17 protein-coding genes, 2 tRNA genes and 1 riboswitch are annotated in these 16343 nt (G+C 62.6%); of the genes, 15 read left to right on the top strand and 4 right to left on the bottom strand.

Annotated elements, in window-relative coordinates; genetic code table 11:
- The first annotated feature begins 176 nt into the window (after positions 1-176).
- The 7 genes from gyrB to ACIPUB_RS14115 all read left to right on the top strand — a co-directional run bounded on the left by gyrB (position 177) and on the right by ACIPUB_RS14115 (position 7163).
- A complete protein-coding gene (gene gyrB, locus ACIPUB_RS14145; protein WP_407607949.1) occupies positions 177-2270 on the top strand; it encodes a DNA topoisomerase (ATP-hydrolyzing) subunit B in 2094 nt (697 codons plus the stop codon).
- A gap of 54 nt (positions 2271-2324) precedes the next feature.
- A complete protein-coding gene (gene gyrA, locus ACIPUB_RS14140; RefSeq protein ID WP_407607948.1) occupies positions 2325-5015 on the top strand; it encodes a DNA gyrase subunit A in 2691 nt (896 codons plus the stop codon).
- On the top strand, positions 5012-5638 hold the full coding sequence (locus ACIPUB_RS14135) for a DUF3566 domain-containing protein (RefSeq protein WP_407607947.1): 627 nt from the start codon (positions 5012-5014) through the stop codon (positions 5636-5638). Before gyrA ends, ACIPUB_RS14135 begins: the two co-directional genes overlap by 4 nt.
- A 121-nt stretch (positions 5639-5759) precedes the next feature.
- A tRNA-Ile gene (locus ACIPUB_RS14130) sits at positions 5760-5833 on the top strand.
- Between the two features lie 40 nt (positions 5834-5873).
- Positions 5874-5990, top strand: coding sequence for a DLW-39 family protein (locus tag ACIPUB_RS14125; protein WP_367281523.1), 117 nt, complete (start codon positions 5874-5876; stop codon positions 5988-5990).
- A 52-nt stretch (positions 5991-6042) separates the two neighbouring features.
- Positions 6043-6115 (top strand) — tRNA-Ala (locus ACIPUB_RS14120).
- 142 nt (positions 6116-6257) lie between these two features.
- On the top strand, positions 6258-7163 hold the full coding sequence (locus ACIPUB_RS14115; protein WP_407607946.1) for a DMT family transporter: 906 nt from the start codon (positions 6258-6260) through the stop codon (positions 7161-7163).
- 104 nt (positions 7164-7267) lie between these two features.
- On the opposite strand, the gene ACIPUB_RS14110 is transcribed toward ACIPUB_RS14115, so the two are convergent.
- Positions 7268-8173 carry a hypothetical protein gene (locus ACIPUB_RS14110; RefSeq protein WP_407607945.1) on the bottom strand — a complete coding sequence of 302 codons (906 nt, stop codon included), beginning with the start codon at positions 8171-8173 and terminating at the stop codon, positions 7268-7270.
- Positions 8174-8430: 257 nt separating this feature from the next.
- On the opposite strand from ACIPUB_RS14110, the gene ACIPUB_RS14105 reads away from it, so the two are divergent.
- The 3 genes from ACIPUB_RS14105 to ACIPUB_RS14095 all read left to right on the top strand — a co-directional run bounded on the left by ACIPUB_RS14105 (position 8431) and on the right by ACIPUB_RS14095 (position 11636).
- Complete coding sequence (locus ACIPUB_RS14105) at positions 8431-8976, top strand: peptidylprolyl isomerase (RefSeq protein ID WP_302263316.1); 546 nt, start codon at positions 8431-8433, stop codon at positions 8974-8976.
- Positions 8977-9229: 253 nt separating this feature from the next.
- Complete coding sequence (locus ACIPUB_RS14100) at positions 9230-10090, top strand: rhomboid family intramembrane serine protease (protein ID WP_407607944.1); 861 nt, start codon at positions 9230-9232, stop codon at positions 10088-10090.
- A gap of 580 nt (positions 10091-10670) precedes the next feature.
- Complete coding sequence (locus ACIPUB_RS14095; protein WP_407607943.1) at positions 10671-11636, top strand: GNAT family N-acetyltransferase; 966 nt, start codon at positions 10671-10673, stop codon at positions 11634-11636.
- A 35-nt stretch (positions 11637-11671) separates the two neighbouring features.
- Here ACIPUB_RS14095 and ACIPUB_RS14090 read toward each other — a convergent pair whose 3' ends face one another.
- On the bottom strand, positions 11672-12292 hold the full coding sequence (locus tag ACIPUB_RS14090) for a LysE/ArgO family amino acid transporter (protein WP_407607942.1): 621 nt from the start codon (positions 12290-12292) through the stop codon (positions 11672-11674).
- 69 nt (positions 12293-12361) lie between these two features.
- Here ACIPUB_RS14090 and ACIPUB_RS14085 point away from each other — a divergent pair, with 69 nt between their 5' ends.
- Positions 12362-13270: an ArgP/LysG family DNA-binding transcriptional regulator gene (locus tag ACIPUB_RS14085; protein ID WP_407607941.1), complete on the top strand. Its 909-nt coding sequence runs from the start codon at positions 12362-12364 to the stop codon at positions 13268-13270.
- A gap of 50 nt (positions 13271-13320) precedes the next feature.
- Here ACIPUB_RS14085 and ACIPUB_RS14080 read toward each other — a convergent pair whose 3' ends face one another.
- Positions 13321-13830 carry a DUF3817 domain-containing protein gene (locus ACIPUB_RS14080; protein WP_407607940.1) on the bottom strand — a complete coding sequence of 170 codons (510 nt, stop codon included), beginning with the start codon at positions 13828-13830 and terminating at the stop codon, positions 13321-13323.
- Between the two features lie 71 nt (positions 13831-13901).
- Positions 13902-13964: riboswitch (guanidine-III (ykkC-III) riboswitch) on the top strand.
- 22 nt (positions 13965-13986) lie between these two features.
- On the opposite strand from ACIPUB_RS14080, the gene ACIPUB_RS14075 reads away from it, so the two are divergent.
- Positions 13987-14301 (top strand): DMT family transporter, encoded by a 315-nt coding sequence (locus ACIPUB_RS14075; protein WP_407607939.1) that lies wholly within the window; start codon positions 13987-13989, stop codon positions 14299-14301.
- On the opposite strand, the gene ACIPUB_RS14070 is transcribed toward ACIPUB_RS14075, so the two are convergent.
- Positions 14298-14549 carry a cell division protein CrgA gene (locus ACIPUB_RS14070; RefSeq protein ID WP_264271035.1) on the bottom strand — a complete coding sequence of 84 codons (252 nt, stop codon included), beginning with the start codon at positions 14547-14549 and terminating at the stop codon, positions 14298-14300. The genes ACIPUB_RS14075 and ACIPUB_RS14070 overlap by 4 nt on opposite strands.
- A 181-nt stretch (positions 14550-14730) precedes the next feature.
- Here ACIPUB_RS14070 and ACIPUB_RS14065 point away from each other — a divergent pair, with 181 nt between their 5' ends.
- The 3 genes from ACIPUB_RS14065 to ACIPUB_RS14055 are packed head-to-tail and all read left to right on the top strand — an operon-like array spanning position 14731 to position 16318.
- Positions 14731-15492 carry a class E sortase gene (locus ACIPUB_RS14065; protein WP_407607938.1) on the top strand — a complete coding sequence of 254 codons (762 nt, stop codon included), beginning with the start codon at positions 14731-14733 and terminating at the stop codon, positions 15490-15492.
- Between the two features lie 11 nt (positions 15493-15503).
- Positions 15504-15671, top strand: coding sequence for a hypothetical protein (locus tag ACIPUB_RS14060; protein ID WP_302263310.1), 168 nt, complete (start codon positions 15504-15506; stop codon positions 15669-15671).
- A complete protein-coding gene (locus ACIPUB_RS14055; RefSeq protein WP_407607937.1) occupies positions 15668-16318 on the top strand; it encodes an anthranilate synthase component II in 651 nt (216 codons plus the stop codon). The genes ACIPUB_RS14060 and ACIPUB_RS14055 overlap by 4 nt, the downstream gene beginning before the upstream one ends.
- The last annotated feature ends 25 nt before the right edge of the window (positions 16319-16343 follow it).

Genomic DNA, 16343 nt, shown 5'->3' with positions numbered 1-16343 from the left:
CGCTCCTGTGCATGATTGGCGGCCAATGACGGCATGTTGCTGCCCGTCAATGCCGGATAATATGGCGCAACACGGTAGAATTGATGAAGGTGTCTTGTCCGTGCGACGGGACGCTGGTTCATGATCGGGCACCTTCGGTGTTCGGCCTTCCACTGTTTGAGGAGTCTGTAGCACCTGTGTCTACCGATAACACCACACCCCAGGAACCCATCGATTCCGTAGAGGCCGGCGAATCCCCCGCGGCACAGCCGGCGGATGAGATTGTCAACGGCCGGGTGGAACACACCTATGGCGCCCAAGACATCACGGTTCTCGAGGGCCTCGAAGCGGTGCGCAAGCGCCCCGGCATGTACATCGGTTCCACCGGCCCGCGCGGCCTGCACCACCTGGTCTACGAGGTCGTGGACAACTCCGTCGACGAGGCCCTTGCCGGGTACTGCGACCACATCAAGATCACCATGCAGGCCGACGGCGGCGTGCGCGTCGAGGACAACGGCCGCGGCATCCCCGTGGACATCCACCCCACCGAGGGCAAACCGACCGTCGAGGTCGTCATGACCATCCTGCACGCCGGCGGAAAGTTCGGCGGCGGCGGCTACGCGGTCTCCGGCGGACTGCACGGCGTGGGCATCTCCGTCGTCAACGCCCTTTCCTCTCGCGTGGAAACAGAGATCCGCCGCCAGGGCAGCGTTTGGCGCATGAGCTTCGCCGAGGGCGGCAAGCCGCAGGGCACCCTCGTCAAGGGCGAGGATTCCGACGCCACCGGCACCATGCAGACGTTCTACCCGGACGACAGCATCTTCGACTCGATCGACTTCGACTTCGAGACCCTCCGCGCCCGCTTCCAGCAGATGGCTTTCCTGAACAAGGGCCTGCGCATCACGCTCACCGACGAGCGCACCCTTGAGGTCGACGCCGACGAGATCGCCACGGAGGAAGACGAACTCAAGGACGACACCCCGAAGCACCGCGTCGTCGACTACCTCTACAAGGACGGCCTGCTCGACTACGTCAAGCACCTGAACTCCTCCAAGAAGGTCGAGCTTGTCCACGAAGACGTCATCGCCTTCGAATCCGAGGACACCTCCAAGGGCATCAGCGTCGAGGTCGCCATGCAGTGGACCAACGCCTACTCGGAGTCGGTGCACACCTACGCGAACACCATCAACACCCACGAGGGCGGCACCCACGAAGAGGGCTTCCGCGCCGCCATGACCTCGCTGATCAACCGCTATGCGCGCGAGAAGACGATCCTGCGCGAAAAGGACGAGAACCTCACGGGCGACGACATCCGCGAGGGCCTGACCGCGGTCATTTCCGTCAAGCTCGCCGAACCGCAGTTCGAGGGCCAGACCAAGACCAAGCTGGGCAACTCGATGGCCAAGGGCTTCGTCCAGGGCGTGGTCAACGAGGAACTCGGCGACTGGCTCGAGCGCAACCCGATCACTGCCCGCGACATCATCCGCAAGGCCCAGCTCGCCTCCCAGGCACGCCTGGCCGCGCGCAAGGCCCGCGACAACGCGCGCCGCAAGTCGCCGCTGGAATCCTTCGGCATGCCCGGCAAGCTCTCGGACTGCTCCTCGAAGAACCCCGCCGAGTGCGAGGTCTTCATCGTGGAGGGCGACTCCGCAGGCGGCTCCGCCAAGCGCGGTCGCAACCCCCGGGTCCAGGCCATCCTGCCGCTGCGCGGCAAGATCCTGAACGTCGAGCGCGCCCGTCTGGACCGCGCCTTGGGCAATGCGGAGGTGCAGGCCATGATTACGGCCTTCGGCACCGGCATCGGCGAGGAATTCGACATGGCCAAGCTGCGGTACCACAAGATCGTGCTGATGGCCGATGCCGACGTCGACGGCCAGCACATCACCACGCTGCTGCTGACCCTGCTCTTCCGCTTCATGCGCCCGCTGATCGAAAACGGCTACGTGTACCTGGCGATGCCGCCGCTGTACCGCATCAAGTGGTCCAACGCCGCGCACGAATACGTGTACTCGGACAAGGAACGCGACGACTCGCTGACCACCGGCGCCGCCAAGAACAAGCGCCTGCCCAAGGACAACGGCATCCAGCGCTACAAGGGCCTGGGCGAGATGGACTACTCGGAACTCTGGGACACCACCATGGACCCCGAGCACCGCACGCTGCGCCAGATCACCATGGACGACGCCGCCGCGGCCGATCAGATCTTCTCCGTGCTGATGGGCGAGGACGTCGAATCGCGTCGAAACTTCATCCAGCAAAACGCGAAGGACGTGCGCTTCCTGGACATCTAGTCCACCCGCACGCCCGCGTTTTAGACACAGACTTTTGACTAGAGGAAGAAATCGATGAGCGATCAGACTCCCGAAAACCCGCAGGACGGCACCGAACCCGCCAACGAGATCGTTGAGGGCGCGGTGATCGACGACGCCGTGGCGGTAAACCTCGGCGTCGACAAGATCGACCAGATCGACCTGCAGACCGAGATGCAGCGCTCCTACCTTGACTACGCCATGGCGGTCATCGTGGGACGCGCGCTGCCGGACGTGCGCGACGGCCTGAAGCCCGTGCACCGGCGCGTGATCTACGCAATGTACGACGGCGGCTACCGCCCGGAGCGCTCCTACAACAAGTGCGCCCGCGTGGTCGGCGAGGTCATGGGCCAGTACCACCCGCACGGCGACACCGCGATCTACGACGCCCTGGTCCGCCTGATCCAGGACTGGACCATGCGCTACCCGCTGGCCCTGGGCCAGGGCAACTTCGGCTCCCCGGGCAACGACGGCGCGGCAGCCCCGCGTTACACCGAAACCAAGATGGCCCAGCTGGCCATGGAGATGGTCCGGGACATCAACGAGGACACCGTTGACTTCCAGGACAACTACGACGGCAAGAACCAGGAACCCACCATCCTGCCGGCGCGTTTCCCGAACCTCTTGGTCAACGGCTCCTCCGGCATCGCCGTGGGCATGGCCACCAACATCCCGCCGCACAACCTGCGCGAGGTCGCCTCCGGCGTCCAGTGGTACCTCCAGCACCCGGAGGCCAACCGCGAGGAACTGCTCGAAGAGCTGATGCGCCACATCAAGGGCCCGGACTTCCCCACCGGCGCCATGATCCTGGGCACCAAGGGCATTGCCGACGCCTACCGCACCGGCCGCGGATCCATCACCATGCGCGCCGTGGTTTCCGTCGAGGAGCTGCAGGGACGCACCTGCCTGGTCGTCACCGAGCTGCCCTACCAGGCCAACCCGGACAACCTGGCGGTGAAGATCGCCGAGCTGGTCAAGGACGGCAAGATCTCCGGCATCGCCGATTTGCGCGACGAGACCAGTGGCCGCACCGGCCAGCGCCTGGTCATCGTGCTCAAGCGCGACGCCGTGGCGAAGGTCGTGCTGAACAACCTCTACAAGCACACCGAGCTGCAGTCCAACTTCTCCGCGAACATGCTCGCCATCGTCGACGGGGTGCCGCGCACCCTCTCGCTGGACGCATTCATCCGCCACTGGGTCACGCACCAGATGGAAGTCATCATCCGGCGCACCCAGTTCCGCCTGCGCAAGGCCGAGGAGGAAGCGCACATCCTGCGCGGCCTGCTCAAGGCCCTGGACGCCCTGGACGAGGTCATCGCGTTGATCCGCCGCTCCAACACCACCGAGGCCGCGCGCGACGGGCTGATGGAAATGCTGGAAATCGACGAGCTCCAGGCCCGTGCGATCCTCGACATGCAGCTGCGCCGCCTGGCCGCCCTGGAACGCCAGAAGATCCAGGACCGCCACGCGGAACTCGAAACGATGATCACCGAGTTCAAGGTCATCATCGCGGACCCGCAGCGCCAGCGCACCATCATCTCCGAGGAACTCGCCGAGATCGTCGAGAAGCACGGCGATGACCGGCGCACCAAGGTGCTGATGGGCTACGACGGCGACATGAGCGTCGAGGACCTGATCCCCGAAGAGGAAATGGTCGTCACCATCACCCGCGGCGGCTACGTCAAGCGCACCCGGAGCGACAACTACCGCTCGCAGCACCGCGGCGGCAAGGGCATCAAGGGCGCACAGCTGCGCGGCGACGACGTGGTGGAGCACTTCTTCGTCACCACCACGCACGACTGGCTGCTCTTCTTCACCAACCACGGCCGCGTCTACCGCACCAAGTGCTACGAACTGGCCGAGGCCGGACGCGACGCCAAGGGCCAGCACGTGGCCAACGTGATGGCCTTCCAGCCCGATGAGCACATCGCCCAGGTCCTTGACCTGCGCAACTACGAGCAGGCCCCGTACCTGGTGCTCGCCACCCGCAACGGCCTGGTCAAGAAGACCCGCCTGGCCGACTACGACACCAACCGCACCGCCGGGGTCATCGCCATCAACCTGCGCGAGGGCGACGAACTCGTCTCCGCGCAATTGATCAGCGAGACCGACGACATGATGCTCGTTTCCCGCAAGGGGCAGTCGGTGCGCTTCACCGCCACCGACGAGGCACTGCGCCCCATGGGACGCGCGACCAGCGGCGTCACCGGCATGAAGTTCCGCGAGGAAGACGAATTGCTGGCCGCCGACGTGGTCACCGACGATTCCTATGTGTTTGTCGTCACCGAGGGCGGCTACGCCAAGCGCACCTCCGTGGATGAATACCGCGTGCAGTCCCGCGGCGGCATCGGCATCAAGGTAGCCAAGCTCGCCGAGGACCGCGGCGACCTCGTCGGCGCGCTGATTGTCCACGATGAGGACGAGGTTCTGGTGGTCATGGAGGGCGGCAAGGTGGTCCGCTCGGACGTTTCGCAGGTTCCCGCCAAGGGCCGCGACACCATGGGCGTCATCTTTGCCAAGCCGGACAAGAAGGACCGCATCATCGCCGTCGCGAAGAACACCGAGCGCGGCCTCGGAGAGAACGCCGAGGAAGATGCAGTACCGTTGAACGCGGAAAAGACACAAGAAACGGCCTCCGAGGCCCTTCCGGGTGATGAAAACCCGGGAGGAACCGAGGAAAACCTTGGGCACGACGACGAGGCCACCAACGACGGAGGTAACGCGTGAGCACCCCGAATACGCCCCGCCCGGCGGGCGGCACTGGTGGTACCCGTCCCGCACCGCCACGACAGGCGCCCGTAGGGGCACAGCGCCCCGCCGGTGCGCCCCGACCAGGAACTGCGCCCAAGCCCTCGGCAGCGCAGCGCCCCGCAGGCGCACCCCGCCCCGGCGCACCCCGCCCCGGGGCACCGCGGCCCGGGGCACCGCGCCCCGCCGGCGCGGCGCAGGGACGCCCACAGCAGCTGGTCCGCCCGGCGCCCAAGGCCAAGGTCCGCAAGGCACGCCTGCTCATTTCCAAGGTCGACCCCTGGTCGGTGTTGAAGATGGCGTTCCTGCTCTCGGTTGCCCTTGGCATCGTTACCGTCGTTGCAAGCGTCGTCCTGTGGTCGGTGCTTGACCTGACCGGCATCTTCGAGGCCGTCAACGGGTTGCTGCGCGAAATCATCGGCTCCGAAACCGGATTCGATTTGATGGAAATCGCATCGCTGGGCCAGGTTGCCTCGTTTGCCACCATCATCGCCGTGGTGAATGTGGTATTACTCACGGCTCTGTCGATGCTCTCAGCGGTGCTTTACAACCTCTCGTCGACCCTGGTCGGCGGCATTGGCGTGACCTTGACCGACGATTAATTAGCGGAAACACGCCAAAGACGGCCCCCAAAGTCCTTGATAAAGGGACCTTTGGGGGCCGATTTGTTTCTTTGGTGGTTTCTCGGGTAAAGTTTTATCTCGTTCCCGGCGGGAACATAGAGGGCGTATAGCTCAGGCGGTTAGAGCGCTTCGCTGATAACGAAGAGGTCCCTGGTTCAAGTCCAGGTACGCCCACGGATTCCCTCGTCCGAACGATAGTTGAAAGGAAATCTCCATGCGGAAATTTCTGGTGTTGGTGGCAGTAGCCGCGGGCGTTATTGGTTATCGTAAGTACAAGGGATCCACGGCTGAAAAGGCCACCTGGAGCCAGGGCACCGATAAGGTATCCTGAATTCGGGGCAGGGCTAACCTGCCATGCAAGAAGTTGATGCACAACAAAATACGGGGACTTAGCTCAGTTGGTAGAGCGGTAGCTTTGCAAGCTTCAGGTCAGGGGTTCGACCCCCCTAGTCTCCACCGAAATAAAAGACCCGGAACGCCAGTTCCGGGTCTTTTATTCTTTAACACTCGCGCCCAGCCGGATCGTGAGCTTTGGGGGTTGTCGGCTCCCCCGCTGCCGCATTCGGTGGCCCGGCACGCGAAACCATAGAGTGGGCAGGTGACCTTTCTACTGGCCCTGGTGGGCGTCCTGGGAGTTGCTGCTTCAGGGCCGCTCATTGCCGCGTTCCCGGCGGTTCCCGCCCTCTCCATGGCCTTGTGGCGCAATGCCATAGGCACTGCCGTCATGGCCGTGCCCGCACTGGTGAAGGATCGGCGCGGTTTCGGCCGGCTGCGCCGCCGGGAATGGGGATGGAGCGCCCTCGCCGCCCTCTCGCTTGCGCTGCATTTCGCCTTCTTCATGACGTCGATCCGAATGACCACCGTCGCTGCATCCACAGCACTGGTGTGCCTGCAAGCTGCGTGGATAGCGCTGTTCCAATCCCTGCGCGGAACAAGGTATGGCTGGAGGGTCGGTCTGGGAGTGCTGCTGGCTTTCGCCGGCGTACTGGTGATCACGGGGTTCGACATCGGGTCGGGCACGGAGGCACTTATCGGTGACGGGCTGGCCCTCATAGGCGGCGTCCTGGCCGCCGCTTACACTCTGGCGGGGTCCAAGGCCCGCGCGACCATGAGTACCAGTTCCTACACCACTATCTGCTACGGGCTGACTTCTGTCCTGCTCTTGGTAATGTGCCTGCTGGCCGGCGAACCGGTCTGGGGATTCGACCTCAACGGATGGATCGGCATCCTTGCACTGGCTCTCTGCTCCCAGGTCCTCGGGCATTCGGCCCTGAACCATCTGCTGAGTTCGCTGGGCCCGCTCACCGTTTCCACCCTGATCTTGCTGGAAATCCCGGGGGCGGCCCTGCTGGCCGCATTGTTCCTGGGGCAGATATTGCCGGCCGGAACGGTGTTTGGGCTGGCGGTAATCCTTGTCGGCCTGTTCTTTGTCGTGCGGGGACAGGCGCACGCTCAGAGCAAGGCCCTCGTGGAACCGCTGACAAAGGAACAGGGCACCACCTGATCCATCGCATCCCGGGTTGCCGGATGCAGTGAAGACCACGTGCTGCCCTGTTGCTCTATGTCTGCCCGGGGCATCCGTTGCGGATGCCCCGGGACCGACCGAAACTACTTCTTGGTGCGGGGACCCGGCTTTGGCGCGGTGTCCCCATTGGAAGCCTCGGCTTCGGCGACCCTTGCTTCGCTGGAGTCCAGGCTTGCCTCTGCCTTGTGCTTGGCGGTGGTGGCCGCCTCCGAAATTTCCTCAGCCGATTCGGAAAGCTGCTTCTTGTTGTCTGCCACCGCTTCGTCGGCTTGAGCTGAGCTATTCTCCTTGGCGGCGGCTGCCGATGAGGCCACTTCGTCGCGGACTTCCTCCACGCTGGCGGGGACTTCCACCGGGCCGCTTGCGCGCACGGTGGTCGGTTCCACCGGTGCCGGGGTCTTCCACGGGTCGTCGATGGGCTTCGAGGCACGCCAAGCAGCCACGGCCGCTGCGCCTGCGGCGGCAATGACGGCTACGACAAGCCATCCCTTTTTCTTCTTCGCAGGCTTCTGCACCTTGTTCAGCTCCTTGCTGACTCGGCCCACGGCAGCGCTTGCGCTGTTCTGGACACGTTCGACGGTTTCAGGACTAGGCGTGAGTTTTTCGGAAACCTGGTGAAGCGCCTCGGGAACCCTGGCCTGCTCAAGCTTGCGCGTGGTGAATTCGGCCGCCTGACCGATCTTTTCGTTGGCCGCCGGCAGGTAATCGTTGAGAACGACATTGCGCGCATGGGTGAGGGCAGGCGTCGCCTTCTCGAGCGCCTCGTTCAGCGCGGGAGTGGCACGGTCAACGGCCTTCTGGACCCGGGGGGTGGCTTCGTCAATGGCCGCGGAGAGTCGTGGACCCACGCGCTCAAGGGACTCCTGGATCATGGGAGTGACCCGCGCGACGGTCTCCGAAAGCTCGTGGGCGGCCCAGTTCAGGCTCTCCTGGATCTTCGGGGATGCCGTCTCGATGCCCTTTTCTATACGAGGAACGGCCCACTTCACGGCCGTGTCCACCTTTGGAGCTGCCCAATCCAATGCCTGCTCGGCACCAGTGGCAACACTTTCACCAAAGTCTCGAGCAATACGTTCTGACTTCACAGTGAACCCCTTCGATCGTTTCGTAAGCTTCGTCCTAGCCTACGACCTACGATTGGCTTACAGCCATTACCTGACCGACCTATAAACAATCGTGTGGCCGTGTTCACTGAACGCGTAGCCATTCGCAACGGCGGTTAGAGCGCTCATGGAAGAATGACTGTATGACTGCAATCCCAACGCATACAGCCACCATCCACACCAACTTGGGCGACATCGTCGTGAACCTCTTTGGCAACCACGCCCCCAAGACCGTGAAAAACTTCGTGGGCCTGGCCACCGGCGAACAGACCTGGACCGACCCGCGCAACGGCGAGGAGAAGGTCAACACCCCGCTGTACAACGGCACGATCTTCCACCGCATTATCTCCGACTTCATGATCCAGGGCGGCGACCCGCTGGGCCAGGGCACGGGCGGACCGGGCTACCGCTTCGACGACGAGATCAATCCCGAGCTTGATTTCCGCGAGCCCTACAAGCTGGCCATGGCCAACGCAGGTATCCAGATGGGCCAGGGTACCAACGGTTCCCAGTTCTTCATCACCTCGATCCCGACCACCTGGCTGCAGGGCAAGCACACCATCTTCGGCGATGTCACCGACGAAGCTTCGCGCAAGCTCGTTGACCAGCTGAACGTCGTTCCGACCGACGGCCGCGACAAGCCGCTCGAAGACGTCTCCATCAGCAGCATCGACGTCACCGCACTCTAGGCCCGTGGTCCGGGCGCGGTTCATGCGCCTTTGACCGTCGAAGGCTCCATCTGCCGCCCCGCCGCATCGTCCCTCACCTCGCCCTGCAAGGTGAGGGACGGCGGCGGGACGGATGGATGGGGCCTTTTGCTTTTGCCCGGCACGCACGTCTTGCGACGTGCGCATACTCGGTCCCGGCGCGTGCACCGCCGCGCCTGTAATCCGTCCCGTGGCAACGGGGCAACGAACGTACTTACCCAGGAGCATCGATTCCATGTCATATGGACTGTCCAACCCGAACCAGGCCGCGCAGGCACCCGTCTGCCCCAGGCACCCCGACCGGATTTCGTATGTCACCTGCCAACGCTGCTTGCGTCCGGCCTGCCCCGAATGCCAAGTCACGGCGGCGGTAGGAACCCAGTGCGTGGACTGCGTGCGCGAGGCCAACAAGCAGTTGCCAAGCACCCGTACGGTCTTTGGCGGCAAGGCGACGGACGGCCGCCCCTTGGTGACTTATGTGTTGATCGCCATTAACGTGGTCGTCTTCGCCCTGCAAATGATACTGCGCGACTTCAGTGACTACGTTGTGTACGCAGGGCTGTACACCAGCCCGTATCTGGAACCCGAGCCGTGGCGCATGCTCACCTCGACCTTTGCGCACTCCACGACTTTCATTGGGCACATCGCCTTCAATATGTACGCGCTGTATATCTGCGGTCGCGTGCTGGAACCGATGTTGGGGCGGCTGCGCTTCCTGGCCCTGTACCTGGCCTCCGGTCTTGGCGGCTCCGTCGCCGTGCTCTTGATCACCGATCCACGGGTTCCCGTTCTGGGCGCCTCCGGTGCGGTGTTCGGGCTCTTCGCCGCGATGTTTGTGCTCCTCCGCGCACGCGGAGTCCAAACCATGCAGATCGTCATCTTGATTGCGATCAACCTGGCCATCGGCTTCATCATCCCTGGTATCGCGTGGGAGGCCCACGTGGGCGGACTGGTGGTCGGTGCTGCAACGGCAGCCGTCATGGCCCACGCGCCCAAGGGAAAGCAGCAGGCCCTGATGCAGTGGGCCGGCACTGCATTGTTGGTTCTGTTGCTATGTGCGCTGACTTTTTACGGTGCCGCAAACATTCGACTCTGACAGCCAAATAGGCCCGCTGGCCATAAAAGTTGTCCACATGGGTTATCCACACTGTTAATAACTCACAACCATGTAATTCATAAGAGACGGACCGGCTCCAGCGCCCGCGCTGACGCCGGTCCGTCTCGTTTGTGGATAGTTTTTGGCAAGTATTCACAATTTCATCCACACCTGTGGATAACTTAGTGCACAACCTGTGAAGTGTTGAGGGTCCGATTCGAAGGTCCGGCGGAGCGTACTTGTCGAAAATTTAACCGAATCCGTGAGATTGCGCGGAAATCCGGGCACTTCGAGGAGGGTTTCCCGTCCGTTGTCCACACGGCTTATCCACAGTGTTAATAACTTACGCACATGTAATTCACACCCCGCGAGGCCGCCCAAACCGCGAAATTGGCGCTCCAAAAGGTTGAACCCACAGCTTTGTCCCCACCTGTGGATAACTTTCGTGCACAGCATGTTACTAAGTTTCGCGTCCACTCCCCCGCCCACTTCGCCCTGTGATTAGTGGGGGAAAACTGCAAAAATGGTGCTCATCAGGTTTCCGCACCCACCGGGTGCATCCCCATACCGGAGAGTCCCAATGCGCCAGGATTGGATCCACCCCGAGCATGTCGCTGCGTGGGCAGCCTTGACCAACCGCTTGGCAGCGTTCGATGAAACCGGGGAATTCTACGAAGTCGAGGATCTGGCAGAGGAACTGGACGAGCCTGGAGTGGACCCCCCACAAGACACGATTGGACTCTGGGACGGCGATGCCATGATCGGGTTCGGCCAGCTCCGCCTCGGTGAGCAGCTGCGCGACGGCCGTGGGCGGGTTTCCATCGACGGGGGCATCGCACCCGAGTACCGCCGTCGCGGCCACGGGTCCGGAATCATGGACACCCTTGAATCAAGGGCAGCGCAGAAGATGGCGGAACGACTCCCCAAGATCGACTTCACCATCGATGTGTGGGGGAATGCCCCAGGCCATGGTGCTGGCGCCATGGCCAGGAGCAGGCGGTACGAGCCGGCACGCTATTTCCAGGACATGTCCGTGTTGCCTGACAGTTTCAGGCCCCGGGGACGCCCTGTGGCGGCCTATGGTGACGCGCGGCTGGTCGCATACTCTCCCAGCTTGTCCGAGTCGGTTCGGCTCCTGGACAATGAGGCCTTCGCCGATCATTGGGGCTCGACCCCGAAGAGTGTCAAGGAATGGGCGGCCATGACCGGATCCCGTTCCTTCCGGGGAGCGTACTCCCAGGTGCTGCTGCAAGCGGACGGCGGCTCGGTTCCGACCACGGCTCTCTGCTACGTCTTGGCGGCCGAATGGGTGCCGGGAGAACTGTACATATCTCGCGTGGGTACGGCACGTTCGTCACGCGGTCGAGGGTATGCGGCTTGGGCGCTCTCTAAGGCTGTTCAGACGGCATTTGACGCCGGTTATACAAAGGTGGACCTGTCGGTGGACGCGCAAAGCCCAACCGGTGCGGCGGGGCTGTACCGACTCTTGGGGTTTGAGCTGGTTCGGCAGGGGACGATGTATCGAAAGATCGTCCGGGCCCGTTGAATAGCTACGATGCACGGCGGGGCTCCAACCCGTTCTCAGCCAATGAGCGGGAACAGCAGCGAGATGGCCAGTACTGCCATGAGCGTCGCGATGACGGCATCTAGGATGCGCCAGGATCGGGGACTGGCAAAGAACCCACGCAAGTAGCGTGCCCCAAAACCCAAGCCGACGAACCAGAGAATGCTGGCTAGCGTCGCGCCCGTGCCAAAGACCCAGCGCCCAGGGTCGCCTTGGGCTGCGGCTATCGAGCCGAGGAGAATGACCGTATCGAGGTAGACATGCGGGTTGAGCCAAGTCAATGCCAGCGCCGTCAGGACGGCAGTGCGCCGCGGGGTTGGCGGCGTCGATGCGCTTGTGTCCATCCCCCGCGGGCTGAGCGCCCGCCGGGCAGCGAAGAAGGAATAAACGAGCAAGAAAGTGGCTCCACCGATCCGGGCCGCGTCAATAAACCACGGGGCGATCGACAGCAGGGCACCCAGTCCGGCGATCCCGGCAAAAATCAGGACGGCATCCGAGACGAGGCAAATCAGCACGGCAAGGCCGACATGTTCCTTTCGGATCCCCTGTCGCAGGATGAACGCATTTTGGGCACCAATGGCAACTATCAAGGAGAGGCCAGTGGCCAGACCGGATATAAAGGGAATGAACGTCACCAACTGAGATTAGGCGAACCAGCAAAGACGTGTCGAGCTAAAGATTCTTAGGGTCCATTAGGATTTCTAACTATGGACTTTTCCACGGAGCAACTACAAACGTTCAAGGCCGTGATCGACGCCGGAACCCTGGAGCGAGCGGCAGGACACCTGAACATCACCGCGTCGGCCGTCAGCCAGCGTCTCAAAGCGCTGGAAAAACGGGCCGGCAGTGTGCTGTTCATTCGTTCGCGACCGATTCGCACCACCGGCAGTGGGGACGTGCTGCTTCGTTTGGCCAGAGAGATCCAAATGCTGTCCACGGAGGCGCATCGCTCACTCGGATTGGACGCAACGCCCGACCATGTACCCCGGCGAACGGAACTCAGCATTGCCGTGAATGCCGATTCGCTGGCCGGTTGGTTCGCACCGGTTCTTGGAGGCCTGGCTGCCCAAGACGTCATGAACTGCGAGATCCTGCGCCATGACGAGTCCCATTCCACCGCCTTGCTTCGTTCGGGGCAGGTCATGGGAGCGGTGACGACGAAGAGCAACCCGGTGCAGGGATGCTCTTCGGTGTATCTGGGAACCATGCGCTATCAAGCCATGGCCAGTGCAGGTTTCATGGATCGCTGGCTCCCGGGTGTCGATCCAGGGGCCGAGCTCGCATTTGCGCCAATGGTGAGTTTTGATCGGACCGATGACTTGCAACGGGCGCTACTCCGAAAGGTCGTAGGCACGCGGATCGCCGAAACGCCTGCGGAGCACTTCGTGCCGGACTCGAGGACGTACGTGGCAGCCGTGGTCGCGTCGTTGGGTTGGGGCATGATCCCGGAGGTCCAGGATCCACGTGACGGATCGCTGGTATGCATCAACGAGGCGTGGACAAGCGATGTCGCTCTTTACTGGCAGCGGTGGAAGGTTCCCTCGGTGGCACTGGATCTGCTCACCGGTCTGGTGCTGGATGCTGCGGGGGCCGCCGGCCTGCGCCAGGAATTTTGAGGTTTCCGGCAGGAACGCGACCCGTGGTCCACCTCGGAACCAGAACGGCTCTAGCTTGTCCCGCCCGGAGGGCCGATGACCAGAAGTGCTGCGGTGATGGCCGCGACCGCGATTAGGCCAACAGCTGCCGCCAGCCAAGGGCTGCGTAGCGCCGTTGCCTGCAGTCTCTCGATAGGCCCCTGTGGCGCTTCCCCGCCAGGTGCCAGCCGCCAAGTGTCACTGAGCAGCCCCCGCCGCAACACTGCCCGTTCGAATGGCAGCGTGGCAAAGGGAATGACCGCCGAGACCAAGCCCAGCACGCCACGGGCTACACTCCAGCGCTCATTGGCCCAGACAAAGAGCGTCACCAGGCCGTAGGCGATGAAAACCACGCCGTGGACCATTCCAAAAATGCGGACGTAGATTTCCGGTCCAATTCCGTACTTGATGACCATGGAGATGATCAGCAACGCCCAGGTCACCATTTCGGCGGCAGCCAGGAATCCGTACAGGCGCTTCGGTGATAATTTTGGCGCGGCGGCAACGGAGGAAGAACCTCGGGTGAGATCGGGGCGAAGCATGGGGACTGGCATGCCTTTCTGGAAGTTGGTTTGTACGGTGCGTTTTCGGGCCCAGGCGAATTGCTAGGCTGTCCATGGCGCACCAGCGCCCCCGGACGAGGGAGCCGTACCCGGACAGCGACAAGACGGCCACCGAAAGGAATCGGTGCTTACGACATGTCGTGGATAGTACTTATCATCTCAGGTCTGTTCGAGGCGGTCTGGGCAGTTGCCCTGGGAGCCTCCGAGGGATTCACCAGGCTCGTCCCCACCGTGGTTTTCGCTGTGGGTCTCCTTCTCAGCATGGCCGGCCTGGCTTGGGCAATGAAGGAGATCCCCACGGGAACCGCCTACGCAGTCTGGGTGGGAATCGGGGCCAGCCTTGCGGTGGCCTACGGCATGGTCTTCGGCGGAGAGACCTTCAGCGTGGTCAAGGTCCTGCTGATGATCGGGTTGGTTGGCTGCATCGTCGGTCTGAAGGCCGTGAGCTAGCGCCACCCCGTGGTCATGAAGAAACCAATCATGGCCACGCCAAATCCGATCACGATGTTCCAGCCGCCGATGTCGGGGATCGGAAGCACGGTCTGGGAAATGTAGTAGACCATGATCCAGACCAGGCCGAGGATCATCAGGCCGAACATGACCGGTTTGTACCACTTGGGCAACGGCTTGTCATAGGTCTGGGAATGGTCGCCGTCATGTGGCTTGCGGTTTTTCCGACGTGTCTTGGATTCAGGCATTGCTGCTCCTCGAGTCTTCAGGCGCCGACACGATCCAACGAGTACGTGTCCGAACGGTAGGCTGGTCACTGTGTGTCGGCGAGGTTTTCTTCCCACCGCCACGCTTACATCCAATACTATCCGCTCAAACTGGACGTCACAGGGTTTCCCGGTGCTCCAAGTGACAGTGAGGGAAGTTCGCATGACACGATCCGCATTGCGGACGCGGGCAAAGGTCACGGCCGGCCAGCGACTCATGGGGATATTTGGCGAAATCCTCATCACGCTCGGAATCGTTATGTTGCTCTTCGTCGGTTGGGAACTCTGGTGGACCAACATCGATGCCGGTCGCACGCAATCCCAGCTGACCTCGGAATTCGTCCAGGATCTGGCGGACGGGGGAACCGACGCGTTGAGTGGGCCGGCAATTGCGGATGAAGATTTCGGTCCCGCGCCGATCACCGAGATCCCCGATGGGGAAACCTTCGGGATCTTCTACATCCCGAGATTCGGCAAGGACTTCGCCCAGCCGGTGACCAACGGTGTCGGAATGGATGTGCTCAACACCGTCGGCATCGGCCACTATCCCCAGACGCAGGCGCCGGGCGAGCCCGGAAACTTTGCCGTTGCTGCCCACCGCCAGACCCATGGCCAGGTGTTCTGGAACATCGACAAGTTCCAGGACGGGGACAAGATCCATCTCCAGACACGCAAGGGGTTCTACACCTACGAGTGGCGAGACACCGAGATCGTTCACCCCTCGCAGAACGAGGTGCTCCTGCCTGTTCCGAACCAGCCGGGTGTCGATCCGACGGCCTCCACGCTGACGCTGACCAGTTGCCATCCGCCATTCACCACCCGGATGCGCATCATCGCCTACGCGGAACTGGAGTCCTGGCGTCCAGCCGATGCAGGACCCCCGCAGGAAATCGCCAACCTGGTGAAAAAGACGATGGAAAACTAGGAACACCACACATGTATGCATGGATCTTCTCCAAACTCCCCGGACCGCTGTGGTTCCGCGTCATCTTGGCGGCGGCGCTGATCGCAGGCGTCGTATTATTGCTCATGACATATGTCTTCCCGTGGCTGAGCCAGTACAGTCCGTGGACCGAATCGACGATTGGCCTGATGCTGCTGTGACCACCCCCAAGATCCTGGTGATCGACAACTACGACAGTTTCGTCTACACGCTGGTGGGTTATCTGCAAGAGCTTGGCGCCGAAACCACGGTGATCCGGAACGACGACCTGTCCGTGGCGGAGGTCATCGAGTTGGCCGAGGCCCGCGACGGAGTCCTGGTCTCCCCCGGCCCGGGCACCCCTGCCGAAGCCGGCGTCTGCATCGAGGTGATCCAGTGGTGCGGTGCGCAGATGAAGCCCATGCTCGGGGTATGCCTGGGACACCAGGCCCTGGCAGAGGCTTATGGCGGTGTGGTCACGCACGCGCAGGAGCTCATGCACGGCAAGACCTCGCCCGTTGTCCACACCGGGCACCCGATCTTTGCACACATACCCAGCCCGTTCACTGCAACCCGTTACCATTCGCTGGCGGCAGTGCGCGCCAGCATTCCCGAGATCCTGTCGATCACCGCTGAGACGGAAAACGGCATCGTCATGGGCCTGGCACACCGAAACGCACCCCTCTGGGGCGTGCAGTTCCATCCAGAGTCTGTCCTGACCGAGGGAGGCTACCAAATGCTGGGGAACTGGCTGGAATCTCTCGGCCTGACCGGCGCCGCGCAGCACGCGTCAACGCTGAGTCCGCTGATCCGCGAAGCCGGCATCTAAGACACCTCAACAAAAGGGTGCCGTG

Origin of the sequence: Paeniglutamicibacter sp. ORCA_105 (genome assembly GCF_045798545.1) — a bacterium.
GTDB classification, from domain to species: Bacteria; Actinomycetota; Actinomycetes; order Actinomycetales; family Micrococcaceae; genus Paeniglutamicibacter; species Paeniglutamicibacter sulfureus.
This window is presented reverse-complemented; position numbering and strand designations above follow the sequence as displayed.

Coding starts and splice junctions, on each gene's coding strand:
- gyrA (WP_407607948.1), top strand. CDS start 2,325: ATGAGCGATCAGACTCCCGAAAACCCGCAGGACGGCACCGAACCCGCC.
- ACIPUB_RS14125 (WP_367281523.1), top strand. CDS start 5,874: ATGCGGAAATTTCTGGTGTTGGTGGCAGTAGCCGCGGGCGTTATTGGT.
- ACIPUB_RS14105 (WP_302263316.1), top strand. CDS start 8,431: ATGACTGCAATCCCAACGCATACAGCCACCATCCACACCAACTTGGGC.
- ACIPUB_RS14100 (WP_407607944.1), top strand. CDS start 9,230: ATGTCATATGGACTGTCCAACCCGAACCAGGCCGCGCAGGCACCCGTC.
- ACIPUB_RS14095 (WP_407607943.1), top strand. CDS start 10,671: ATGCGCCAGGATTGGATCCACCCCGAGCATGTCGCTGCGTGGGCAGCC.
- ACIPUB_RS14085 (WP_407607941.1), top strand. CDS start 12,362: ATGGACTTTTCCACGGAGCAACTACAAACGTTCAAGGCCGTGATCGAC.
- ACIPUB_RS14080 (WP_407607940.1), bottom strand. CDS start 13,830: ATGCTTCGCCCCGATCTCACCCGAGGTTCTTCCTCCGTTGCCGCCGCG.
- ACIPUB_RS14075 (WP_407607939.1), top strand. CDS start 13,987: ATGTCGTGGATAGTACTTATCATCTCAGGTCTGTTCGAGGCGGTCTGG.
- ACIPUB_RS14070 (WP_264271035.1), bottom strand. CDS start 14,549: ATGCCTGAATCCAAGACACGTCGGAAAAACCGCAAGCCACATGACGGC.
- ACIPUB_RS14065 (WP_407607938.1), top strand. CDS start 14,731: ATGACACGATCCGCATTGCGGACGCGGGCAAAGGTCACGGCCGGCCAG.
- ACIPUB_RS14060 (WP_302263310.1), top strand. CDS start 15,504: ATGTATGCATGGATCTTCTCCAAACTCCCCGGACCGCTGTGGTTCCGC.